This window comes from Castellaniella sp., from assembly GCF_036379515.1.
Taxonomy (GTDB): Bacteria; Pseudomonadota; Gammaproteobacteria; order Burkholderiales; family Burkholderiaceae_B; genus Castellaniella.
This window is the reverse complement of record NZ_DASVGN010000031.1, coordinates 81,351-105,716: the sequence shown is the minus strand read 5'-3', so window position 1 is coordinate 105,716 and position 24,366 is coordinate 81,351. Positions and strand designations below refer to the sequence as shown.

At 61.3% G+C, this 24,366-nt stretch carries 20 protein-coding genes and 1 tRNA gene; 10 read left to right on the top strand and 11 right to left on the bottom strand.

All coding sequences use genetic code 11. The features are described from left to right. Positions 1–27 precede the first annotated feature (27 nt). The 4 genes from VF285_RS10640 to VF285_RS10625 all read left to right on the top strand — a co-directional run bounded on the left by VF285_RS10640 (position 28) and on the right by VF285_RS10625 (position 4,822). Positions 28–903, top strand: a complete 876-nt coding sequence (locus VF285_RS10640) for a branched-chain amino acid ABC transporter permease (protein WP_346952595.1) — start codon at positions 28–30, stop codon at positions 901–903. Next, entirely contained in the window at positions 900–2,615 is a 1,716-nt protein-coding gene (locus VF285_RS10635) for a branched-chain amino acid ABC transporter ATP-binding protein/permease (RefSeq protein ID WP_346952594.1), read from the top strand. The genes VF285_RS10640 and VF285_RS10635 overlap by 4 nt, the downstream gene beginning before the upstream one ends. Before the next feature lie 2 nt (positions 2,616–2,617). Next, positions 2,618–3,355, top strand: coding sequence for an ABC transporter ATP-binding protein (locus VF285_RS10630; RefSeq protein WP_346952593.1), 738 nt, complete (start codon positions 2,618–2,620; stop codon positions 3,353–3,355). 108 nt (positions 3,356–3,463) lie between these two features. After that, positions 3,464–4,822: a CoA transferase gene (locus VF285_RS10625; RefSeq protein WP_346952592.1), complete on the top strand. Its 1,359-nt coding sequence runs from the start codon at positions 3,464–3,466 to the stop codon at positions 4,820–4,822. A 10-nt stretch (positions 4,823–4,832) separates the two neighbouring features. Here the strand turns inward: VF285_RS10625 and tcuB are convergent, their stop codons facing one another. The 3 genes from tcuB to VF285_RS10610 form a co-directional block, all read right to left on the bottom strand. Further along, on the bottom strand, positions 4,833–6,002 hold the full coding sequence (gene tcuB / locus VF285_RS10620; RefSeq protein ID WP_346952591.1) for a tricarballylate utilization 4Fe-4S protein TcuB: 1,170 nt from the start codon (positions 6,000–6,002) through the stop codon (positions 4,833–4,835). 9 nt (positions 6,003–6,011) lie between these two features. Then, positions 6,012–7,415: an FAD-dependent tricarballylate dehydrogenase TcuA gene (tcuA, locus tag VF285_RS10615; protein WP_346952707.1), complete on the bottom strand. Its 1,404-nt coding sequence runs from the start codon at positions 7,413–7,415 to the stop codon at positions 6,012–6,014. Positions 7,416–7,495: 80 nt separating this feature from the next. Beyond that, positions 7,496–8,425: a LysR family transcriptional regulator gene (locus VF285_RS10610; protein ID WP_346952590.1), complete on the bottom strand. Its 930-nt coding sequence runs from the start codon at positions 8,423–8,425 to the stop codon at positions 7,496–7,498. Between the two features lie 171 nt (positions 8,426–8,596). On the opposite strand from VF285_RS10610, the gene VF285_RS10605 reads away from it, so the two are divergent. Then, positions 8,597–11,413 (top strand): pitrilysin family protein, encoded by a 2,817-nt coding sequence (locus VF285_RS10605; RefSeq protein WP_346952589.1) that lies wholly within the window; start codon positions 8,597–8,599, stop codon positions 11,411–11,413. A gap of 56 nt (positions 11,414–11,469) precedes the next feature. Here the strand turns inward: VF285_RS10605 and dnaJ are convergent, their stop codons facing one another. From dnaJ to hrcA, 5 genes are all read right to left on the bottom strand, one after another. Next, the gene (gene dnaJ / locus VF285_RS10600; RefSeq protein ID WP_346952588.1) at positions 11,470–12,597 is read right to left on the bottom strand and encodes a molecular chaperone DnaJ; all 1,128 of its coding nucleotides are present in this window, start codon (positions 12,595–12,597) and stop codon (positions 11,470–11,472) included. A gap of 140 nt (positions 12,598–12,737) precedes the next feature. Beyond that, positions 12,738–14,669: a molecular chaperone DnaK gene (gene dnaK, locus VF285_RS10595; protein WP_346952587.1), complete on the bottom strand. Its 1,932-nt coding sequence runs from the start codon at positions 14,667–14,669 to the stop codon at positions 12,738–12,740. Between the two features lie 99 nt (positions 14,670–14,768). Beyond that, positions 14,769–15,359, bottom strand: a complete 591-nt coding sequence (gene grpE / locus VF285_RS10590; protein WP_346952586.1) for a nucleotide exchange factor GrpE — start codon at positions 15,357–15,359, stop codon at positions 14,769–14,771. A gap of 96 nt (positions 15,360–15,455) precedes the next feature. After that, a complete protein-coding gene (gene hemH / locus VF285_RS10585) occupies positions 15,456–16,502 on the bottom strand; it encodes a ferrochelatase (protein ID WP_346952585.1) in 1,047 nt (348 codons plus the stop codon). Between the two features lie 26 nt (positions 16,503–16,528). After that, the gene (gene hrcA / locus VF285_RS10580) at positions 16,529–17,542 is read right to left on the bottom strand and encodes a heat-inducible transcriptional repressor HrcA (RefSeq protein ID WP_346952584.1); all 1,014 of its coding nucleotides are present in this window, start codon (positions 17,540–17,542) and stop codon (positions 16,529–16,531) included. 121 nt (positions 17,543–17,663) lie between these two features. On the opposite strand from hrcA, the gene VF285_RS10575 reads away from it, so the two are divergent. Next, positions 17,664–18,563: an NAD kinase gene (locus VF285_RS10575; protein ID WP_346952583.1), complete on the top strand. Its 900-nt coding sequence runs from the start codon at positions 17,664–17,666 to the stop codon at positions 18,561–18,563. Positions 18,564–18,568: 5 nt separating this feature from the next. Continuing rightward, a complete protein-coding gene (recN, locus tag VF285_RS10570) occupies positions 18,569–20,218 on the top strand; it encodes a DNA repair protein RecN (protein ID WP_346952706.1) in 1,650 nt (549 codons plus the stop codon). Positions 20,219–20,221: 3 nt separating this feature from the next. On the opposite strand, the gene fur is transcribed toward recN, so the two are convergent. Next, positions 20,222–20,647, bottom strand: a complete 426-nt coding sequence (gene fur, locus VF285_RS10565) for a ferric iron uptake transcriptional regulator (protein WP_346952582.1) — start codon at positions 20,645–20,647, stop codon at positions 20,222–20,224. Positions 20,648–20,866: 219 nt separating this feature from the next. Between fur and VF285_RS10560 the strand changes: the two genes are divergently transcribed. Further along, positions 20,867–21,391, top strand: a complete 525-nt coding sequence (locus tag VF285_RS10560) for an outer membrane protein assembly factor BamE (protein WP_346952581.1) — start codon at positions 20,867–20,869, stop codon at positions 21,389–21,391. Beyond that, positions 21,388–22,176, top strand: a complete 789-nt coding sequence (dapB, locus tag VF285_RS10555) for a 4-hydroxy-tetrahydrodipicolinate reductase (RefSeq protein ID WP_346952580.1) — start codon at positions 21,388–21,390, stop codon at positions 22,174–22,176. The genes VF285_RS10560 and dapB overlap by 4 nt, the downstream gene beginning before the upstream one ends. Before the next feature lie 48 nt (positions 22,177–22,224). On the opposite strand, the gene murB is transcribed toward dapB, so the two are convergent. Next, positions 22,225–23,385 (bottom strand): UDP-N-acetylmuramate dehydrogenase, encoded by a 1,161-nt coding sequence (murB, locus tag VF285_RS10550; protein ID WP_414648122.1) that lies wholly within the window; start codon positions 23,383–23,385, stop codon positions 22,225–22,227. Positions 23,386–23,527: 142 nt separating this feature from the next. On the opposite strand from murB, the gene VF285_RS10545 reads away from it, so the two are divergent. Then, positions 23,528–23,603 (top strand) — tRNA-Gly (locus tag VF285_RS10545). Between the two features lie 63 nt (positions 23,604–23,666). Here VF285_RS10545 and VF285_RS10540 read toward each other — a convergent pair. Continuing rightward, on the bottom strand, positions 23,667–24,296 hold the full coding sequence (locus VF285_RS10540) for a M15 family metallopeptidase (protein ID WP_346952579.1): 630 nt from the start codon (positions 24,294–24,296) through the stop codon (positions 23,667–23,669). Positions 24,297–24,366 lie beyond the last annotated feature (70 nt).

Here is a 24,366-nt window from a genome sequence, read left to right as displayed (position 1 = left end):
CACACCACTACAGGGATCGACCGAGACATGTGGATCACGATCATCAACCTGCTACTTCTGGGGCTTCTGTGGGGCGGAGTGTACTTGCTCATGGCCACAGGCCTGAACCTCATCTATGGCGTCATGAAAGTCGTAAACCTCGCCCACGGGGACATGATCATCGTAGGAGGACTGCTGGCCTTCACCCTGTTCTCGGCCCATGGAATTTCCCCCATCATCGCGTTTCCTCTGGCGGCTGGGCTGCTGTTTCTGGTGGGCGTAGCGGTCCAGTATCTCATCCTGGAACACATCCCCGTCAAAGGGTCGTTGGGAGAGCTGCGCACGTTGCTTGCAACTTTCGGCTTGTCATACGTCATCGCTAACACGAGCTTCCTCATCTGGGGCTCGCAATTCCAGTCGCTGCCCTTTCTGCAGGGATCGTTCCAGATCGGCCGCATCGCGTTGCCACAGGCACTGGTTGCAGCATCCATCCTGGCATTCTGCACGGCGCTGGCGCTGCACCTGTGGCTCACCCACACAATGGTCGGAAAATCAGTGCGCGCCACGGCCCAGTCAGGGCTGGGTGCCGCCTGCTGCAGCCTCAACGGCCGACTCATCCGTATCATCAGTTTCGGCGTTGGCGCGGCACTGGCAGGCGCCGCAGGCTCGCTAGTCATCACGCTAATTCCGTTTCAAACGACTGGCAGCGGTGATCTTACGATCCAGGCCTTCACTATCATCGCCCTCGGTGGGCTCGGGAACTACATGGGCGCCCTGATCGCAGCCGAACTGCTCGGCATCGCCGAGGTCTTCACTCAATACTACCTGGGTTCCAACTCTGCAAGCGCCGTCATCTACATCGTGTTCATTGGCGTTCTGATCTTTCGTCCACAAGGACTCTTCGGCAAGGTGGGACGCGTATGAAAGGCAAGCTTCTCCAGCCAACCGCTCTGGCCCTGCTGGTTCTGGCCGGCCTGCTCGTCGCGCTGAACGGGTCCGGCTACTACGCCCAAACCCTCTTCACGATCGCACTGTTCATCCTGCTGTCGCTGGGGTGGAACATCATCAGCGGCTTTGCAGGCTACGTCTCCTTTGGCCAAGTGAGCTTCTTTGGCTTTGGTGCCTACGTGGCCGCACTGGCCATGATCCACCTCGAGGCGGAGTGGTACATCGCCGCTATCCTGGCAGCCATCGTCACGGCAGCCCTTGCCCTGCTGCTGGGCTGGATCATGCTTCGACTGCACGGTATCTTCTTCGCTCTCGGCATGTTCGGCCTGGCCCGCATCCTGCAGATCATTGCCAGCAGCCTGTCCATCACGGGTGGCCCCATGGGGACAACCGTGCTGCCTGCAGAGTCACCCAACGAAAGCGCACTCGTCATGGTGCTCGTTGCGGCCTGCGGGATTCTCATCACATACATTCTCAGCCGATCGCGGCTCGGCCTCCGGCTCATGGCCACCCGAGACGACGACCTGGCAGCACAGTCTTCTGGCATCCACACCTTCCGTGCCAAACTTCAGGCGCTCTGCCTGAGTGCGGCATTTGGCGGCATCGGCGGTGCACTGTACGTCTGGAACATAGGCTACCTGGACCCCAGCAGCGCCTTCAACGGCAGCATCGAACTTCAAACGGTGCTCATGGTGCTTGCAGGTGGAATCGGCACCGTATGGGGACCCGTCATCGGCGGCATCCTCATTTCCCTGATCGGCACGTTCCTGTGGGCGCGCTTTCCGACCGAACAGCAGGTCATCCTGGGCGCACTCACGATCTTCATCGCGGTGGTGATGCCCGGCGGTATCACGGCCTTTTTCCAGAAACTGGGCTGGTGGCAACGCGTACCCATCTGGAGCCCTCCACCAACCACTCGGACCGGCCAACTCGATGACGCTACGCCACCCACAGGCACCCCTCAACACACTGCCGTCCTGTCCTGCCGAGATCTTGGCATCCGATTCGGTGGCGTGAAGGCCGTGGACGGTGTCAGTCTGCAAGCGCACCCGGGAGAAATGCTCGCCATCATTGGCCCTAATGGGGCCGGTAAAAGCACCCTGTTCAGCCTTATGTCGAACTACCTGTCTGGAACTGGAACCACGCAGTACAGAGGCCAAGACACACGCGGCATGAAACCTTATGCCCTGGCCCAGCGCGGACTGGCGAGGACCTTTCAGTCCAGCCGCCTGTTCGCGTCGCTGACGGTGTGGGAAACCGTCCTGGCCGCCGCATCATCAGGCAAGATATCTCACAAAGCGGCCACCCAAAACGCGGCCCGAGTTTTGCGGGAGACAGGGCTGATCGAACACTGGGACGCGCTACCTGACACACTGCCACCAGGCCTGCAACGCTTATTGGAAATCGCAAGGGCGCTAGCGCTCAAACCCAAAGTCCTGCTGCTCGACGAGGCCATGGCGGGGATGACAATACAGGAAATCAACCACGTCCACACGGCACTACGTCGAGCAATGAACGACGGTTGTGCCGTCGTCGCCATCGAGCACGTATTGCCTGCCATCGTGGATCTGGCGGCCCGCGCACAGGTGTTGGACTTCGGCAAGACAATCGCCCAGGGAACACCGCACGAAGTATTGCGCGACCCCAGGGTAATCGACGCCTACATGGGCGCGGACTATGAGAGTTGAAGATGACGACCACCACTGAATGTCTGCGACTGGAATCCATCACAGCCGGCTACGGCAAGGTCCCGGTCATCTCTGGCATCGACCTGCGCCTGAACACAGGGGATACCGTCGCCGTAGTCGGGGCCAACGGCGCCGGAAAAACGACGCTGCTGCGTGCCATCATGGGCGAAATTCCAACGCGACAGGGATCCGTAACCTTCGGCTCACACCCCCTGGCCGACCTGCCTACCTACCGGCGCTGCAAGCTGGGCATAGGCTACGTCCCTGAAGGCCGTCAGCTCTTCCCCGACATGTCAGTGCGCGAAAACCTGGAAATGGGTGCTGCCCGCGAGTCAAGCACTGAACGAACCCGCAGGATCACAGAAGTCCTGCGCATTTTCCCGAAACTCGAACCTCTGGTCCACGGGCGCTGTGGCCTCCTGTCGGGCGGTGAACAACAGATGGTCGCTATTGCGCGCGCATTGATGGGGAAACCCAAGTTGCTGCTCCTGGACGAACCCTCTACAGGGCTCGCCCCCAAGATCATCTCCGAGCTTTACGCAACCCTTTCGGGTCTGCTCAAATCAGGGCTCACCATCTTGGTCGTGGAACAGAACGCGCGTGCGGCCCTGCGCTTCGCCCAACGAGCCGTCGTCGTCGAGCAAGGAAAAATCACGGTGACCGGAAGTTCCAGCGAGCTTCTGGCCGACCCGCGCATGGTGGAGGCCTACATGGGCATGGCAGGCATGCACGTTTCCTGACAGCCCCCCGGGTGTATCCTCAGAACGACGACATCCCACTCATTCATTCAAGCGCCTGACGCGGCGTCGGGAGGACACTTGCACGAGTCCTACGGAACAGGCCGCATCATGCTGCAACAGATCCTTGCGGCACTCGATCTGCCGCTGTGTACTGCCGATCGCCTGCGAATCAACGGCAGCGGCTCGCTCGACAGCCCTTACCCGGTCAGCGACCTTGCCTGCGCGACAGTGGGCGGCGCAGCCTTGCTGCTCACTGAAGGGATGGATCTTCCGCAACTGCCCGACGTGCACCTGGACCGGCTTCAGGCTTCTTGGTGGTTCGGCTACAGCCTGAAACCTGAAGGCTGGACGCTCCCGAAGGTGCGTTCTCCCATGACGGGTGACTACCGAGCCCAGGATGGCTGGATACGCATCCACGCCAATGCGCCCCACCATCGCCAAAGGGCTCGGGCCGTACTGGATCTGCCTGAAGCAGCATCGCGCGAGGAAACGGCGGCCCGCGTGCGGCTCTGGCGAGCACAGGCACTGGAAGACGCTCTGGTCGAACAGGCGGCATGTGCGGCAATACTGCGATCCCCCGCAGACTGGAAGGATCACCCCCAAGGCCGGGCGATTGCGGCCGAACCGCTAGTCCACCATACGCCGGGTGGGAAATCCGGCCGTCCCTGCGCGGCCTGGACGAATCCCCGACGCCCCCTGGAAGGGGTGCGGGTCCTTGACCTGACACGAGTGCTGGCTGGGCCCGCTGCCACGCGTTTCCTTGCCGCCTACGGCGCCGACGTGCTGCGATTGGACCCTGCTGACTGGACCGAACCCGGCATGGTCCCTGAAGTCACGGTAGGCAAGCACTGCGCGGCACTCGATCTGCGTGAGCCCGAAGGCCGCCGCCAATTCCAGGCTCTTCTGGGACAAGCTGACGTGCTGATCCACGGCCTGCGGCCTGGCGCGCTGGACCGTCTGGGATTCGACACCGCCACGCGTCAGGCCCTGCGGCCCGGCCTCGTCGACGTCTGCCTGTCGGCCTGGGGCTGGAGCGGACCTTGGTGGATGAGGCGTGGCTTTGACAGCCTGGTGCAGATGAGCACCGGGATTGCATGGCGCGATAGAGAGCCTCGACCCTGCCCCCTCCCCGTCCAGGCGCTCGACCAGGCCACGGGCTACCTGATGGCGGCTTGCGCGTTGCGCGGGCTCATGGGCGTGCGGAAACAGGAGACCGGGAGCTGCTGGCGTGTGTCGCTCGCCCGCACGGCGCAGCTGCTGACCACCGCCGAGAAAAGTCCCCGGAGCCGCTCCGAGCCCCTCATTGCATCCGCAGCGCCGCCTGGCGCGTACGCAGACGAGATCGAGACTACCGCCTGGGGACCCGCGTACCGGCTGCGTCCGCCCTGTACGGCCGGCGATGCGCTCTGGTCCAGCGATCGAGGCGCCGTGGATCTGCGCAGCGACCCGCCGAAATTCTGCCAATGACCGCCAGCCGTCAGGCCGTAGCGGTGGCTTTTGCATCCATGCGCTTGTCCACCGCATTTTTCAGCAGAGCCGCAGACCGAAAGATCCCGTGCGCGAACTTTCCATAGGGCATTGTCAGAAAGAATCCCATGACGGCACCCAGATGGATCGCCAGCAGCAGGCCCATCGCAGGCGTGTCGCGCCACATCAACAAGGCGAGACCCGTGAGGCTCACCAGCAGCAGCAAGGCGATGAAGCCGCGGTCCATAGGCTCCTGAGCCTTGACCTGATGCTGCGGGTTGCGGTGGACATTGAGCCACAGCAACCCGGCCGGCCCTATCAAAAGGCCGATGCCGCCCACGGTGCCAAACAGGACTGGCGCGCTGAAGAAAGGATAGGGAGCTGGATCGTTCAGAAAGTAGTGATAGATCGTCCCCAACGAGGTCGCGATGAAACAACACACGAAACCGTAGAAGGTGAAGTGATGGAACACGCGTCGCCGCAGGGTAAAGCGATCATCCTCGTCGTTGCAGCCCAGACCATGCCCGCCGTCGAGGTACTTCAGCGTGACCACGTTGCCGGTTGCCTGCAGGCCCGCGATGCTCAACGTCGCGTGTGGCACTGCTCCCGGAGAGATCATCCTCCAGAAAGAAGTGACGCCTACACCCAGCGACACGATGGCGTACAGGAAGACGACACCGAACATCACGACCAGCAGATTGTGCGGGAAAATCGCGTAAAAATTGCCGGCCAGGGGAGCATTGAGCCAAGACCCCTGATTGACCAGCAGCACCAGCACCAGGAAGAGCGCCAAACCACCCGCCGTCGCCAGTGCCATGGTCAAGCCTGCCCGCTCATAGAGCTTCCCCAGCGCGCGTGGCCAGGCAAACTCGGCATACGTCTTGGGGCGGACCGCCGCCATGGCCTGCGGCACGTTGACCCCAAACTCGTGAGGGGGAGCATACTGGCACGAATGCAGGCAGGCGCCGCAATTGAAACAGACGTTGGCCAGATAGTGGATATCGGCCTTGTTGAACTCCAGCAAACGCGTCATGGCTGGAAACACGGCGCAGTATCCTTCGCAATAGCGACAGGCGTTGCAGATCGTCATGACGCGCTGGACTTCCTCTTCTTCCGGAGAAAGCATCAGCGTCGAGACGGCATCATGCGTCAAATTCGTGAGGTCCTGAAGGGTATCCATCGATTTTCCTTATGCGGCCAGCGAAGCGGTGCGGCCGAGTGCTGCCGCTGCCGCCTGAGTGCCTGCAATGCGGCCAAATGCCGTACCAATGCTCATGCCCACGCCGGCGGTGTATCCCTGTCCCAGCACGTTGCCCGCCATGACCTCGCCCGCCGCATACAAATTGTCGCTGGGCGCGCCACCGAAATGCACGGCAGCCTGCTCGTCAACCCGAACGCCAAGGTAGGTGAAAGTAATGCCTGGACGCAAGGCGTATGCATAAAAAGGAGGCGTATCCAGAGGACGAGCCCAATGTGTCTTGGACGGGGTCAGGCCCTCGGTGTGACAGTCATCCAGCACCTGGTGGTTGAAGCTCCCCACCCGGCAGGCCCGGTTGTACTCTTTGACGGTGGACGCAAACACGGCGGGGTCCAGGCCCACCTGCTGTGCCAATTCTTCGAAGGTGTTCGCCTGGTCTCCTTTGAAGACGGGTGGCATGAAGTGCCCGACGGCCTTGCGGTCAATGATCGAATAGGCAATCTGTCCCGGTTGCCGCGCCACAAGACGTCCCCAGATGGCATAACGCTTGGGCCAAAAATCCTCGCCTTCGTCGTAAAACCGGTGACCCTCACGGTTCACCACCAGGCCCAGAGACACACAGTCGATGCGGGTACAAATACCACCGTCATAAAGCGGGGCGCGCGCGTCGATGGCAACAGAATGGCACTGGGTCGGATCACCGATGCGATCGGCACCCTGGCCGAGCAAGTCTTTCAGCAGGACACCCTGATTGAAGCGCGTGCCCCGAATCAGAAAATTATCGGCGGGCCACTCGCCCGCCTCATTTTGACCCCAGGCCTCGCGCAACCATTCACGGTTGGATTCAAAGCCGCCAGCCGCCACCACACACGCGCGGGCCGTGATACGCTCGTCACCCACCCAGGCGGCACAGAAATGAGCTCCCTTGAGTTCCAGCCGCGTGACGGGAGATTCGTAGCGAATCTGAACACCCAGGGACTCGGCGCTACGGTAATAGGCATTGACCAGCGCCTTGCCGCCTCCCAGAAAAAATGCGTTGGTACGCGCCACGTGCAACGCACCTGACAAGGGCGGCTGAAAGCGCACGCCATGCTTGCGCATCCACGGCCGACACGTAGACGAGGCCTGAATGGCAATCCTGGCGAGTTGCTCATTGGTTTTGCCACCCGTGACCTTCAACAGATCCTGCCAGAACTCTTCCTCGGGATAGGCCTCAACCAGCACGTCCTGAGGCCCATCGTGCATGCAACGCAGATTACGCGTGTGCGACGAGTTCCCCCCCCGCCATACCTTGGGCGAAGATTCCAGCACCAGCACGCTGGCGCCCGCCTCACGCGCCATCAACGCAGCGCACAAGGCGGCGTTGCCGCCTCCTATAACCAGCACATCGAGCATGTCCGTCACCCAGGAGTGGAATACCCCCAGCATACGAGCGGATACAGACCGGCGCTAGAGACACATTCCGCAAGACATCTTCACGAATCGTGAAGGCTAGTGGCTCCCACCCACTCGCCACCCGCGACCAGCGTGCGCACCACGTCACGCATGACCACTCGCGCGGCAAGGGCGGCGGGCGACAGCTCATCGTCGGACAAACTGGCGAGCAAATTGCGACGCGACAAGCCCGCATCGGAAATCTGCGCCATCCGCAGGCTGGCGGAGGGCATCCGGCGAATAGCGGCCCCGGGTTGAATCGTGGCAATCAAGCCTGCGCCCACGACGTCCATCAGCATGGCCAGAGAATCGATCTCCAGGGTGACGTTCAGGCCCAGCGAAGCATGATCTGCGGCCGACGTCAGCACATTGCGCAGACCATGCAGGCGCGTGGGCATGGCAAGCGGCAAGCCAGAAAGGCTGGACAGGGTCGCTGTCTGGCCCTGCGGAAAGCCGGGGAAACCAGGCACGGCAATCACATAGAGTGCCTCATCGAGCAACGGTGTCACGCTCCACTTATGGGCCGCTTCGTCGTTGAAAAGGATCGCAAGGTCCAACTGACGCGCGTTGAGCATGGACGCCAAATGCCCCGACAGGGCCTCGACCAGATGAAAACGCACGTCCGGGTAGCGCTCACGCATGGCGCGCACCAAGGGCAGCCCCATCACCGAGGCCGTCGTCGGCGCCAGGCCGACACTGACGTAACCCGAAAGACGCGCCTGGCGAGCAGCACGCGCTGCTTCGTCGATATTGCGCAAAGCCAGTTGCGCCTGCCGAAAGAATGCAATACCCGCGTCGGTGGGAACGGCACCGGTGCGTGTACGCTGCAACAATCGGGTGGAAAGCTCGGACTCCAGCCGACTGATCTGCTGACTCAAGGCAGAGGTCACCAGATTCAATTCTCGGGCGGCCCGGCCCAGACTGCCCTGCTCCACCACGCAAACGAAATAGCGCAATTGACGGATTTCCATCCCTGCGATCTTATCGGGGAAGCGGCCTGCCCGTCTATCGTGCTGGAACTAAGCACCGGCCCACCCGTCTAACAGGCTTCGTCCCTTTGGGATCTGCTCGGCACGAACCGCGCCTGAACGCTACATTAACGGTGACGTCCACCCGGTTGGAACCTCACGAGCCTGTACTCCATGATACGTATCAAGACTTTTCTCCTGATCCTGGCCTCTCTCCTGACTCTCCCAGGCCTTGCCCAGGCCAAGCCACAAGCAAAGCCGGATGCCACACCGCCCGCTGCCACCGCCACAAAGCCGGCTGCGACCCCCACTGCAGCAACGCCTCTTCCCAAAGGCATCCAGGAAGTCGTCCTCATCCAGGGGGTGACGGAATACAAGCTGGACAATGGCCTCACCGTGCTGCTGGCACCGGACGACTCCCGCGCACAGACCACCGTCAACATGAGCTACAAGGTGGGCTCCAGCAACGAAGGGCCTGGCGAGACCGGCATGGCTCACTTGCTGGAACACCTGCTGTTCCGGGGCACGCCCAAGCACCCGAATGCGCTGGCCGAATTTGCCAAGCGAGGACTGGCGGCCAACGGCTCGACCACGACCGACCTGACCAACTTCTACGCTACCTTCGCCAGCAATCCCCAGACGCTGCAATGGTTCCTGGGATGGCAGGCGGACGCCATGCTGAATTCCTCCATCACCAAGGCGGACCTCAATGCGGAAATGCCCGTAGTCCGCAACGAAATGGAGCGCGACGACAACAGCCCATTCAATACACTTCTGCAACAAACGGACGCCGCAGCCTACGTCTGGCACCCCTATGGCAGAGCCGTCGTAGGAGCGCGCTCAGATGTGGAGCACGTGGACGTAGCGCAACTGCGCGCCTTCTACCATCGTTTCTACCAGCCTGACAACGCGGTGCTCATCGTCACCGGGAATTTCCAACCCAGCCAAGTGCTGCAGTGGATCGCCGGCGACTTTGGGCCCATGGCGAAGCCTGAGCGCGTGCTGCCCAAGCAATACACCGTCGAACCGGTGCAACAAGGCGCCCGCGCTGTCACACTGCGCCGCGCTGGAGGAAGCCCCATCATCGTGGCGCAGTACCATATTCCAGAGGCTGCGAGCGACAGTTTTGCCGCGCTGTCGATCGGCAGCGACATGCTGTCGGATAGTCCTTCCGGGCCTCTCTACCAGGCCCTCGTGCAAAGTGGAGAGGCCAGCAACGTGTTTGGCTTCGCACGCCCCATGAAACAACCGGGATACGCCATCTTTGGGGCTCAGTTGCAACCCGGCACCGACGTCCCTACGGCACTTCACGCGCTCGAAACCACGCTCGAGGCCAGTGGCGTGTCCAAGCTGGATGAAGCGTCACTGACCCGCGCCCGCACAGCTTGGCTGAACCAATGGAAGCAGACTTACAACCAGTCGGCAGACCTCGCCGACGCACTGTCGGACGGCGTGGCGCAGGGCGATTGGCGGCTCTTTTTCATCAAGAAGCTGCGCGTGCAAGCTCTAACGCTCAAGGATGTCCAGACACAGCTGCAGGCCTGGCTGCTGGCCAGCAACCGAACCAGTGGCCAGTACCTGCCCACCGCCAACCCAAAATACGCACCAACAGCGCCGGCCGCCGACCTCACGGACTGGCTCAAGAAGCTCAAGACGGGAACGAAGCGCCCGGCAGTGGCCGCCTTTGACACCAGCCCGCAGGCGATCGACACCGCCACCCAACGCAGCACGCTGAAGCTCGAAAACGGCCCGGTGTCGCTTGCGCTACTACCGAAACCAGCGGCCGGGGAACGTGTGCACGCGGTCTTGCAGCTGCGCTTCGGTTCGGTAGATCAGTTCAAGGGTCTGAACCTGATTCCTGAAGTCACGGCAGCGATGCTGACACGCGGAACACCCGACATGACCCGCCAACAGATCGACGACAAGCTCAACACGCTCGATTCAGAGCTGTCGTTCAGTGGCGAAGGCAACGTCGTCACGGCGGTGTTGAGCAGCAACCGGACCCAGTTTCCGAATCTGCTGGACCTCACGTTCCATTTGCTGCGCGAGGCGGATTTCCCTGACGCCGAACTCGCCAAAATTCAACGCAGCCTGATGGTGAACGTCGAAAACCAAGCCTCAAACCCCAGCTTTTTGGTGCGCAACGCGCTGGACCGCTACGACCAGCCCTGGAAACCAGACGACATCCGTTATACCTCGACCCCCGAACAGACACTGGCCTGGGCCAAGGCGCTGACTGCCGACGCATTACGGCAATTTCACGCCAAATTCTATGGTGCCGGCAACATCACGCTGTCCGTCGTGGGTGACTTTGACGTCTCCGCCGTCACCACGCACCTGAAGGCAGACCTCAAGGGTTGGCAGTCGGCGCCCGCCTATCAGCGGATCCCAGACCCCTGGTACGCCATGAAACCCAAGGTGTTCCATATTCCTACTCCAGGGAAATCCAATGCGAACTACCGGGCGATTCTGCCCGTCAAGCTGCAGGATACGGATCCTCGCTGGCCGGCGCTGATGCTTGCCAACTATTTGCTGGGGGGATCGGAGGACTCACGCCTGTGGCAACGGGTGCGCGTCAAGGACGGCCTGTCTTACAGCGTGGGCAGCAACCTGAGCGTCTCATCCTGGGAGCCCTCAGGCAGTTGGGTTTTCTTTGCCAGCATGGCGCCGCAGAACGCCCCAGCCTTGGAGCGCGCCATGCAAGACACGATCGCGGCGGCAATCCAGACGGGATTCACGCAGGCGCAGGTGGACCAAGGCGTGAAGTCATTGCTGAACTACTTGCAACTGGGACGCTCGAGTGACGCTTACCTGAGCAGCCGCTGGAGCGACTATCTACATACCGGACGCAGCTTCGCGTGGCAGACTCACATCATCACGCAGCTCAAGGCACTCACGGCCGGCGAGGTGAACAAGGCACTGCACGACACGATCAAGCCCGACCAACTAACCGTTGCAGTGGCTGCTGCGCCGGTACACGACCACCGGTAAACACATTGCCCTCCAGAATATCCGGAGGGCAATGTACGACTTGAGGTGCAAGCGGTTCAGGAGAAAAAGCTCTTGACCTTATCAGTCCATGATTCGCTCTTGGGCGAGTGGCGATCACCGCCACTGCTCAGCGACGTCTCGAACTGACGCAGCAACGCCTTTTGTTCGTCGTTCAAGCGCACTGGCGTCTCGACCGACACGTGACAATACAAATCACCCGGATAGCTTGACCGCACACCTTTGATGCCCTTGCCGCGCAAGCGGAAGGTCTTGCCAGTCTGGGTCCCTTCAGGGATCGTGATCTCGCCCCGTCCGGACAACGTGGGCACCTCTTGCACACCACCCAGCGCTGCCTTGGTAAACGGGATAGTGAGCTCGCAGTGCAAATCTTCACCGTCGCGCTGGAAGATCCCATGGGGCTTGATCCGGATCTCGACATAGAGATCGCCTGCAGGACCACCATTGACGCCGGGTTCACCGTTTCCGGAGGAACGAATGCGCATGCCATCGTCAATCCCTGCCGGGATTTTCACCTGCAGGGTCTTGTTCTTACGGATGCGTCCCACCCCATCACACTCGGGGCAAGGGTCGGTGATTTCCTGGCCTGTGCCATGACACGTAGGGCAGGTCTGCTGCACACTGAAAAAGCCCTGCTGCATGCGTACCGCGCCGCTCCCACCGCAGGTGTGGCAGGTCCGCGGCTTGGTCCCGGCCTTGGCCCCCGTGCCGTGGCAGGTACCACAGGGGTCCCAGCTGGGAATGCGGATCTCGGTATCGAAACCGTTGGCGGCCTGTTCGAGGCTGATTTCCAGCGAATATTTCAAATCTGCACCGCGGTAGACCTGCGGTCCACCGCCTGCACGCCGGCCACCCGCGCCACCGAAGATTTCACCGAAAATATCGCCAAACGCGTCCGCAAAGCCCCCGGCACCGCCCATGCCTGCACCCGCAGCATTCGGGTCCACTCCTGCATGACCAAAGCGGTCGTAAGCAGCCCGTTTTTCTGAGTCGGACAACATCTCGTAGGCCTCTTTGACCTCTTTGAATTTGTCCTCGGCCTCTTTGCTGCCAGGGTTGCGATCCGGGTGGTACTTCATGGCCAGCTTGCGGTAGGCCTTGCGGATGTCATCATCCGACGCGTTCTTGGCGACGCCCAGAATCTCGTAAAAATCTCGTTTTGCCATGAATATCGATTACCCGCTTGATGCGCTGCTGATTAAAGGGCACAAGCCCGGGCCGGCTTACAGCCGGCACCGGGCAGGTGCGAAACGTTGGGGACTGCATCCAAACGCGCGTATGGCGCCTCTGAATGCAGACTCCCTCGTCAGTCGCGCTTGACTTCCTTGAAGTCCGCGTCCACAACATCATCCTGTGCTGGCGCCGCTGCCGCGTCAGGTGCTGCACCCGCAGCACCTTCTGCAGCCTGCTTGGCCTGCATGTCGGCATACATCTTCTCGCCCAGCTTTTGCGAGGCCGTCGACAACGCTTCAACCTTGGCTTCGATCGCCGCCTTGTCGTCCCCGCGCGCAGCTTCTTCCAGTTCCTTGACGGCAGCCTCGATGGCTTCTTTCTCGGAAGCTTCGAGCTTGTCGCCATATTCACTGAGCGACTTGCGGGTGGCGTGCACCAGACCATCGGCCTGATTGCGTGCCTGTGCAAGCTCGGCCACGCGGTGATCCTCCTCGGCATTCGCCTCGGCGTCCTTCACCATGCGTTCGATCTCGTCTTCGCTCAGGCCAGAACTTGCCTTGATCGTGATCTTGTTTTCCTTGCCCGTGCCTTTGTCTTTGGCTGACACATGCAAAATGCCATTGGCATCGATGTCGAAGGTCACCTCGATCTGCGGCAGGCCACGCGGTGACGGCGGAATGCCTTCCAGATTGAATTCACCCAGCGCCTTGTTGCCTGCGGCCACTTCGCGCTCACCCTGATAGACCTTGATGGTCACTGCCGGCTGATTGTCGTCAGCCGTGGAAAACACTTGCGAGAACCGTGTCGGGATCGTCGTGTTCTTCTTGATCATCTTGGTCATGACACCGCCCAGGGTTTCAATCCCAAGGGACAGAGGGGTCACGTCCAGCAGCAGCACGTCTTTGCGATCACCCGAGAGCACGGAGCCCTGGATGGCTGCACCGGCTGCCACGGCTTCGTCGGGATTCACGTCCTTGCGCGGGTCGCGGCCAAAGAACTCCTTGACCTTGTCCTGCACCTTGGGCATGCGGCTCATGCCGCCCACGAGAATCACGTCGTCGATGTCGGACACCTTGATGCCAGCGTCCTTGATGGCGATGCGGCACGGCTCGATGGTGCGCTCGACCAGGTCCTCGACCAGGGCTTCGAGCTTGGAACGCGTGATCTTCAGGTTCAAGTGCTTGGGACCCGAGGCATCGGCCGTGATATACGGCAGATTGATCTCGGTCTGCTGCGTGGACGAGAGTTCGATCTTGGCCTTTTCAGCGGCTTCTTTCAGGCGTTGCAGCGCCAGTACATCCTTGGACAGATCCGTGCCGGATTCTTTCTTGAACTCGGTGATGATGTAGTCGATGATGCGCCGGTCGAAGTCTTCACCGCCCAAGAACGTGTCGCCGTTGGTCGACAGCACTTCAAACTGCTTGTCGCCATCCACATCGGCAATTTCGATGATGGACACGTCGAAGGTACCACCCCCAAGGTCATAGACCGCAATCTTGCGATCGCCGCGCTCGGATTTGTCCAGGCCAAAGGCCAAGGCTGCGGCGGTGGGCTCGTTGATGATGCGTTTGACTTCCAGCCCGGCAATCCGTCCGGCATCCTTGGTGGCCTGCCGCTGGCTGTCGTTGAAGTAGGCCGGTACCGTGATCACAGCCTCGGTGACTTCTTCGCCCAAATAGTCTTCGGCCGTCTTTTTCATCTTGCGCAGCACTTCGGCGGACACCTGGGGAGGCGCCAGCTTTTTGTCCTGGGCTTCGACCCATGCATCACCGTTATCGGCCTTGACGATCTTGAACGGCATCAGGCTGATGTCTTTTTGCACGTACTTTTCGTCGTACTTGCGGCCGATCAGGCGCTTGGCGGCGTAAATGGTGTTTTGCGGGTTGGTGACTGCCTGACGCTTGGCTGGTGCACCGACCAGGATCTCGCCATCCTGCATGTAGGCGATGATGGAAGGCGTGGTGCGTGCGCCCTCGGAGTTTTCGATAATGCGGACCTTGGACCCATCCAGCACGGCGACGCAGCTATTGGTCGTGCCCAGGTCGATCCCGATGATCTTGCTCATGTTAGTGAATCCTGTCGATATTTGAATGAGGGGGCAGGTATTCCTGCCGTTGTTGTTCAGGTGGAGGCAGCCCGTAAATTTTCAAGGCCACCGCAGAGCCTATGACTGGCCGGCAGAGACCATGACCAGCGCCGGGCGCAACACGCGATCAGCGATCAGATAGCCTTTCTGCAAAGTCTGAGCCACGCAGCCTTGGGCGTGTTCGGAAGGAATCGTCGAGATCGCCTGATGCCGATGCGGATCGAAGGCTTCGCCCGGTACCGGCGCGATTTCGTGCATCTGGTTGCGCTCGAACGCGTTATTGAGTTGACGCAGGGTGGACTCGACCCCCTTCTGCCAGTCTTCAAGGCTCTGATCTGCATGGGCGAGTGCCGCCTCGAGGCTGTCGCGCACCGGGATCAGGCTCTCGGCAAAGGACTCGGTGCCGAACTTTCGTGCTTTGGAGACGTCTTCCTGGGCACGGCGACGCACGTTCTCGACTTCGGCATGAGCACGCAACAGCTGGTCGTGATAATCCGCGACCTTGTCCTGAGCCTCTGCCAGCAACGCAGCGAGGTCTTCACCCGGCCCCTGCGCAACAGGGGTCGCAGTATCAGGCGTGGCCTGCGGTACGGTGTTTTCAGGCGCGGCATCCTGCGCCTGGGAACCGGATGGAGCCTGGGGGTCCAGGTCTTCCTGTGGTGCCGACATACTGAAATCTCCAAAAACAATGAAATGCGAACACCTCCCATATGGGGGTGATGACAGATCCTTCAAGCCCCTGAATGAGGATGTCTCAGGCCACGGTCAGACCCAGCCGCCCAGATTCTCGGCCAACAGTGCCGAGAAGTCGGCAGACCATTGGGGGTCGGCATTGAGGCAGGCAATATAGCGAAAATTCTGCCCGCCCGAGGCCAGAAATGCCTCGCGGCATCCCATGTCGATCTCTTCGAGGGTCTCGAGACAATCGGCCACGAACCCCGGGCACATCAGATCCACCGTTCCCACGCCCTGTTTGGCCCACGCTTCCAGCGTGGGCTGCGTATAGGGTTGCAGCCAGGGCGCCGCCCCAAAGCGGCTCTGAAACGCCACATGCAACAGGCCGCCGTCCTCGCCCAGCCGTTCGCGCAACGCCTGGGCAGTCTGCATGCAGTCCCTGAAATAGGGGTCGCCAGCCCGCACCGCTTGTTGAGGAAGCCCGTGAAAACTCAGCAGCAGGCGATCAGGCTTACCGACCTTCTGCCAATGGGCACGCACCGCGCGACACAGCGCATCCTGATAGGCCGGTGCTTGATGAAAGCGATCAAGGAACCGCAATGTAGGTTGATGGCGCAGCTGTGCCATCCAGGCGTTGACGGCATCCACGACGGTCCCCGTCGTGCTCGAAGCGTACTGCGGATACAGCGGGACCACGAGAATGCGGCCACAGCCCGCAGCCCGCAGGCTGCGCAGCTCGTCAGCAATGGCGGGCTGCCCATACCGCATGGCCAAGGCAACCCGGACGGGCAGCCCTCGTGCTCCCAAGGAAGCGGCGACGGCATCACGCAGATCTTCTCCATGCACCAGCAGGGGGGAGCCCCGCTCCATCCAGATGGACTGGTACTTGGGCGCGATGACCGAAGGGCGGCGCGTCAGTACGAGACCGCGCAAGATGATCTGCCACAGCCAGCGAGGCAGCTCGACCACCCGCGGATCTGACAGAAATTCGCCCAGGTAGCGGCGCACGGCGGCGGGCGTGGGAGCGTCCGGAGTACCAAGATTGACAAGCAATACGCCCACCGGACCACGACCCGGCCCAGCAACATCCGGGTCCAAAGCCTGAGGATCAGGCGCTTCAGAAAGGAATCGACTCATAAATAGGTAGGTAGGTAGGTAGGTCTTCAGGAGGCCGCCTGGCCCAAGGCATTGGACAGCATGCGCGCCGTGATGTCCACGATAGGAATCACCCGTTCGTAGGCCATGCGAGTCGGCCCGATCACACCCAAAGTGCCTACGACGCGGCCGTCGACCTTGTAAGGCGCCGTGATGACGGAGACTTCTTCGAGCGGCACCAGGCGGGAATCCCCGCCAATATAAATCTGCACCCCTTGCGCCTGACTGGACACATCCAGCAGATGCAGGAGATCAGTCTTCTGCTCGAACAGCGCAAACAGGCGCCGCAGTCGGTCCATATCGGCCGTCATTTCGGAGATGTCGAGCAGCTTGCCCTCGCCCGAAATCACCACGGACTCGTCAGCCGTATCGGGCGTGCCGATACCGGCATCCACCGCCTGCTGCATGAGCCGGGAGATGTCGGATTGCAAAGACGCCAGCTCTGCTGCCAATGCGATGCGCACTTCGTAGAAAGATTTGCCCGAAAAATGGTGATTGAAGAAATTGGAGGCCTCGAGAAGCTCGGCCTCAGCGTATTCGCGCGGCACGAACAAAATGCGGTTCTGTACGTCGCCATTGGGCGTCACGATGATGAGCAGCACACGCTTGTCGGAAAGACGGATGAATTCGATGTGACGAAAGACCTGTGTACGCTTGGGCGTCAGCACCACCCCGGCAAACTGCGAAAGATTGGACAGCAGCGTCGCCGCTGCCGTCACGGCACGCCCTGGCTCAGCGGCAGGCAGGCTGCCGGTAATCCGCAGATCCGGGCTGAGCTCGTACGGCTGCACGGTCAGCAGACTGTCGACAAAGAGCCGATAACCGCGCGGCGTGGGAACACGCCCCGACGACGTATGCGGGCTGTGGATCAAGCCGAGGTCTTCGAGGTCGGCCATCACGTTGCGGATGGTGGCCGGAGACAAGTCGAACACCTTGGACAGCGTGCGCGAACCCACCGGCTGTCCATCCGAGATGTACCGCTCTACCAGCGCTTTGAGCAATGCCTTGGCTCGATCATCCATGACCCGTTCGTCCAGAGTGCAGGACGTTTGCAGCCTGCCCCACCGGCACGGCTGCAATCATCCCCCTATAATCAGATACTCCCCCTATTATTCCATCTATTTCCGCGAGGCACCCCCTTCCATGCATTTTCACACGGTCGCTTTGGTCGGACGGCATCAGGACAGTGGCATGGATGCCCCACTACGCCGGCTGGGCAAGGTGCTGCGGACGGCCGGGTGTACGGTGTTGATCGAAGCCGAGACCGGGCATCGTACAGGGGTAGACGACTTCGAACAGGCCAGCTTCATCGAAATCGGCGAGCGCGCCGACCTGGCCGTGATCATGGGCGGAGACGGCACCATGCTGGCCGCCGCACGGCAACTGGCCACCACTGACGTCCCGCTCATCGGCATCAACCATGGCCGCCTGGGGTTCATCACCGACATCCCCTTGGGTAGCGCAGACGAGGCCATCACCAGCGTGCTCAACGGCGCCTTCGTTCAGGACGAACGCATCTTGCTCGAAGGTCGGGTCATGCGCGGCGAAGAGCAGATCTTTTCGGGCATGGCACTGAACGACGTCATCATCAACCGTGCGGGGCGCGGCGGCATGATAGAACTGCGCGTCGAATGCAACGGGGCCTTCATGCATAGCCAACGCGCCGACGGCCTGATCATTGCCACACCCACGGGCTCCACAGCCTACGCGCTGTCGGCGGGTGGGCCCATCGTGCACCCGCAGGTGCCGGCACTGGTACTGGTTCCCGTCGCACCGCAAACGCTGTCCAACCGGCCGATCACGCTTCCTGAAGACAGTGTGCTCAGCATCACCATCCTGGCCCTGGGGCGGGTCGAATCGGGCGCCAGCGTGCACTTCGACATGCAGGCCCTGTCCAACTGTCAGGAAGGTGATCGCATCGACGTGCGTCGAAGCCCTTACCGAGTCCGGTTTCTGCATCCCCAGGGATACAGCTACTTCTCAACGCTACGCAGCAAGCTGAACTGGAATCGCATGCTGCACCCATGGGACGAACCCGACTGATCCCCATGCTGCGCGCCCTGCACATCCGCGACTTCGTCATCGTCGACCAGATCGAGCTCGGCTTCGAGGCCGGGTTCACCGTCTTTTCAGGTGAAACGGGTGCAGGCAAATCGATTCTGATCGACGCCCTATCGCTGGCCCTGGGGGGACGAGGTGACGCAGGCCTGGTGCGCGAAGGCGCATCTCGTGCCGACATCAGCGCAATCTTCGAAGCTCCCGCTGCGGCACAGTCCTGGCTCGCCGAGCAATCACTGGAAGGCCCAGAACTCATCCTGCGACGCGTCATCGACGCCCAGGGTCGCAGCAAGGCCTATATCAATGGTTTGCCGGCCACGCTCACGCAGCTGCGCGATCTGGGGGCCCTGCTGGTGGACATCCATGGGCAACACGCTCATCAGAGCCTGCTGGACACCGCCCAACAGCGCTTGCTCCTGGACACGCAAGGGGGACATATCGATAAGGCTCAGGCCCTGACAGAAGCCTGGAACCAATGGCGTGACGCCCAGGCCAGGCTGCAGCAGGCGCAGACGCATGAGGCGGATCAGGCTGAACGCATCAGCCGCCTGACGCAAGACGTCGCCTTTCTGGACGATCTGGCACCGATGGAGAGCGAATGGCCAGACTTGTGTGCCCGACAGTCGCGCCTTGCGCATGCCGAAGCCCTGCTAGAAGGCGCTCAACAGGCCGTCGAGGCACTGGATGGCGAATCCGGGTCCGTCGCCCAGGCTTTGCACGTGGCGCAACAAGCCCTGCAGGCCCTCCTGCGTCACGACCCCAGCCTGGAAGAGCACTACCAGACTCTGGAATCCGCCCGCATCCTGTGCAGCGAAACCGTATCAGGGCTGAACGCCTACGCCGATCGGCTGGAACTGGACCCGGACGCACTCGCTGAGGCGAATACCCGCATGAGCCGGATGTTCGATGCTGCACGGCGCTTCCACACAGAACCCGAGGCCCTGACCGCCTTGCACGAACAAACGCGCAGCTTGCTTCAAGAAGCCGAGGCCGGCCAGAATCTGGACGCCCTGACACAGGCGTGTGCACGTGCCGAAGAACACTACCTGGCATGCGCAAAGAGCTTGTCATCAGCCCGTGCAGTCACCGCGCAGCGTCTGTCAGAACAGGTCACTGCAGCCATGCAAACGCTTTCAATGGAAGGCGGCTCGTTTCGGGTGGATCTCACGGCCAGCAAACCGACTGCCCACGGAATCGATTCAATCGAATTCCTGGTTGCCGGACACGCGGGCGTCACGCCGCGCCCGCTCATCCGCGTCGCCTCGGGCGGTGAGCTGGCTCGAATTTCACTGGCGCTGTCCGTGATCGCGAGCGAAGCAGCGCGGGTCCCAACCTTGATCTTCGACGAGGTGGACAGCGGCATTGGTGGCGCGGTCGCCGAGGTCGTGGGCCGATTGCTGCATCAACTGGGGCTGCGTCACCAAGTCTTGTGCGTGACTCACTTGCCCCAGGTGGCGGCCTGCGCGCGTCAGCACTTTCAGGTCAGCAAGTCGACAGAACAAGGCCAAACGACATCGCAGATCCAGAGCCTGTCTGACGAACTTCGGACCGATGAAATCGCCCGCATGCTGGGCGGGGTCAAAATCACGGCGACCACGCGTGAACACGCACGCGAAATGCTCAGGCTGTCGTCGGCGTAGCGATCAGGCTTTCTTGGCTGCCAGGCATTTGGGGCAAATGCCGTAAAGCATCATATGATGGCTTTCAAGTGCAAAGCCGTTGTCCTTGGCTACCCGTTGCTGGCGTCTTTCGATTTCGGGGTCGGAAAATTCGACCACGCGACCGCAATTGGTGCAGATGAGGTGATCGTGGTGATCCCCGTCGTTGAGTTCGAACACGGCTTTGCCGCCATCGAACTGGCTGCGCAACAGAATGCCCGCCTGCTCGAACTGCGTGAGGACGCGATACACGGTGGCCAGGCCGATGTCTACGTCTTCGGCGATGAGCGCACGGTACACGTCTTCGGCACTGTGATGCCTCGTTTCAGCTTTGCGGAAAACATCAAGGATTTTCAGGCGCGGGAAAGTCGCCTTCAGCCCCATGTTCTTGAGCTCGATTTGGTCGTTCATGTTTGAAGTATCCCGGGTCAGGCACTGGAAAGCAAGCGGCAACAACGGCCAAGCGGCCATCCGACACCGGCCCTTACACGCGCGTCTCTGCGAATTCCCTTTATGATAGCGGTTTTGGGGTTTGCAGACTGCAGACCGCTCATCCGAATTATGGGGGCTTTTGTGCGTATCCGAGCGAGTACCCAATCTCACAGAGTGAAACTATGCCTGGTCACGGGCATGCTGACCCTAGCTCTGGCAGGGTGCGGTTCGACCAACTGGGGCTTCCCTTACCGGGCCACAGTGCAACAAGGGAACTGGATCACCTCGGAACAGGTGGCACAGCTCGAAGTCGGCATGACACGCGACCAAGTGAAGTTCATCCTGGGCACCCCTACCCTTGAAGACGCCTTCCACGCCGACCGCTGGGATTACCCCTTCTACAACCAGCCAGGCTACGGCAAGGACGAACTGCGCAAGTTCACGGTCTGGTTCAAGGACGACAAACTGGTGCGCTGGTCGGGCGACGCACAACCCGACCGCCAGCCATTCCAGAAGATCGACAACGGGCGCGAAGCCATCCAGAAAGAAGGCACCCCCAAGGCCAACCCGCCAGCCGTCGCAGCACCCGCTCAAGGCACTGACACCACGGCTGCACCCACTGATACCACAGCCACTCCGGCGCCAAGCGCTATTCCGGTCCCCGCGATGCCGGCCCCGGTACCGGCTCAGCCAACACCAGCACCCGGAGGCCAGCAGCAATGAGAATCGCCGTCGCAGGAGCCTCCGGCCGTATGGGGCGGATGCTGATTCAGGCTGTGCTCGAAGCCGAAGACCTGACCCTTACCCTCGCATTGGACCACACGGGCTCAGGCGCCCTCGGACAAGATGCAGGCGCGTTCCTGGGCCGTGAAACCGGGGTTCTTGTCACAGACGATTTACAGGCCCTGTCCCAAGCAGATTGCCTGATCGACTTCACTCGCCCTGAAGGCACGCTCAACCATCTGAAGGCCTGCGTGCAGCACGGCGTCAAATGCGTCATTGGTACCACCGGGTTCGACGCGCAAGGCAAACAAGCCATCCGCGCGGCCGCTCAAAAAGTGGGCATCGTGTTTGCACCCAATATGAGCGTGGGTGTCAACGTCACGCTCAAACTGCTGGAAACAGCGGCCAAACTGCTCAACTCAGGCTACGACGTCGAGGTCTTCGAGGCTCACCACCGCAATAAGGTCGACGCCCCTTCCGGCACGGCCCTTGCCATGGGTGGCGCTGTGGCGCAAGCCTGGGGAGTCGCGCTCGACGACGTCGCCGATTGGTCCCGCCATGGCCACACGGGCGTGCGACAAGACGGGCACATCGGATTTTCCAGCGTGCGGGGCGGCGACATCGTGGGAGACCACACGGTGTACTTCTGCGGTATTGGCGAACGCATCGAAATCACGCACCGATCCAGCAGCCGCGCCACCTACGCGCAAGGTAGCCTGCGCGCTGCACGTTACCTGTCGCGCAAAGAATTCGGCCTCTTCGACATGCAGGACGTGCTGGCCTGAATACGGTCGCAGCGGCAGTGTCTCGCGGCTTGCCGTCAGCCACGACAGTCAGTTCAGACTGACGGGCTCCTGCTCCAACGCCACCCCAAAGCGCTGCCGGACATCAGCCTGCACGGCACTCGCCAGCGCGTGCACATCGTCGGCCGTAGCGCCGCCATGGTTGACGAGCACGAGCGACTGGCGATCATGCATACCGACAGGCCCCAGACATCTCCCCTTCCAGCCCGCCTGCTCGATCAACCACCCGGCCGCCAGCTTCACGAAACCGTCAGGCTGCGGATACATCCGCAGCCCCGGAAAACGCACCTGCAAACGCTGTGCCTGAGCCGCAGGAACCATGGGGTTCTTGAAGAAACTGCCGGCATTGCCCAGCACTACCGGGTCGGGCAGCTTGTGGCGCCTGATATCGCAGACTGCGTCGAACACCCGCTGCGGCGTCAGGTCCTTTTTACAGTCGTCCTCATGGGCGCTACTGACAACCGCTTGCGCCTGCGCAGGGTCGCCCACCTGCAGTAACGGATGTCTCCGCAGATCGGGGTAACCCAACCGAGGGGACCAGCGCTTGGGCAAAGCCACCCGCACCCGGGTGATCAACCAGCCCCCCGGCCCCGCCTGCTTGAAAAGGCTGTCACGGTAGGCAAAGCCACAATCGCTGGCAGACAACTCACAGGCACAGCCAGCCCGCAAATCCCAGGCCACTACAGAATGCAGGCGCTCGGCGAGCTCCACCCCGTAGGCGCCAATATTTTGCACCGGAGCCGCACCAACAGTGCCTGGAATCAAGGCCAGGTTCTCGAGCCCAGCCCAGCCCTGAGCTAGGCAGTACGATACGAATCCGTGCCACGATTCGCCAGCCGCCGCCTCCACGATCCAGTGGGTCGCCGTTTCGCGCCACAAGCCCACTCCGCGCAGGGCCACACGCAGCACTCGGTGCTGAGGACATGGCTCCATCACCACGTTGCTGCCGCCGCCCAGAATGAAAGGTGCTTGCGAGGCTGGACATGCTGCAACCTCGCGACACACCTCGGCAAGCTCAGACTCGTCAGACAGCACGGACACCGGTGCACGCGCCGTCAAACCCAGCGTGTTGTAGGGCTGTAAATCCTGCTCGACGAAGGTCAACGGCACGGCAGAAAGCCTCTGTGGAAGGGGAAGGCGTAAGCATACCCTGCTTCCAGCACCACCGAATTTGACACGGAAGTAAGCCATCCCGTATAGTTCGCTTCCTGCCTGATTTCGTGCGGTGACGGGCTTCTTCCAGGAAGCCCCCTAGCCCGGAGAAACACGAAGCCAGTTTGACGAGCGTAGCAAGACGTCATATAATGCAGAGCTTAGCTTCTGGCTAAGAAACGCGGGAATAGCTCAGTTGGTAGAGCGCAACCTTGCCAAGGTTGAGGTCGCGAGTTCGAGACTCGTTTCCCGCTCCAGATTCAAAAAGAGCCCAGACTCCGGTCTGGGCTCTTTTGCGTTTGCAGACGCTGATCAGAAGATCAATGACACTCCACAGTGTCGTAGTACCAGTGCCAAGGTTCGAACTCAATTCCCTGCGAGTTGCCAGCGGGATATGTCATCGAGAATCCGAAACTGGCAGCGTGCTTTGCCAACCACCGATAGGCGATAGTGCTCGCAAAAGCGCGGGTGACAGGTTCGGAGCCAGGGGTTGCAAGATCGATCGCACGCCCGGTCTGGTGCTGGCTGTAGCCGGGTGGGGTGTTCCGCGCCAGGACGTGGGCCAGCGAGGCCCCTTTGCGCAGGTCTGATGCCATGATGTCATATTGATCCTGCGCGCTGCGAAAACCCGATACCCCCTGGATGGAAACCCCGTCTTGCGCGGCAGCAGCAATCATGCGCCGATAGGCGTCGGCAGCTGCAGGCGCGAGCGTCAGGTCGTAGCCGTAGATGTCTTTCCCGGCCACAACGACACGCGCGGCCTGGGGCTCGATCATCATGCCGTGCTTCGACCCATAATCGTTCGTGATGCCCAGCATCTGGCCAAGTTCATGGATTTTTTCGAGATAAGCGGCCGTTGGCGGAGCACTCGGAGCGCACGCCGGTTGCGCGGTATCGGCGCGAGCATCGGCCGAAAGGGTACTCAGTGCGAGACACAGCAGTGCAGCCATCGATACCGACACCAACGCGCAAAAAGGAAGGCCCGATTCAGAACCACGACGAGTGTGCAGGGAATTCCCC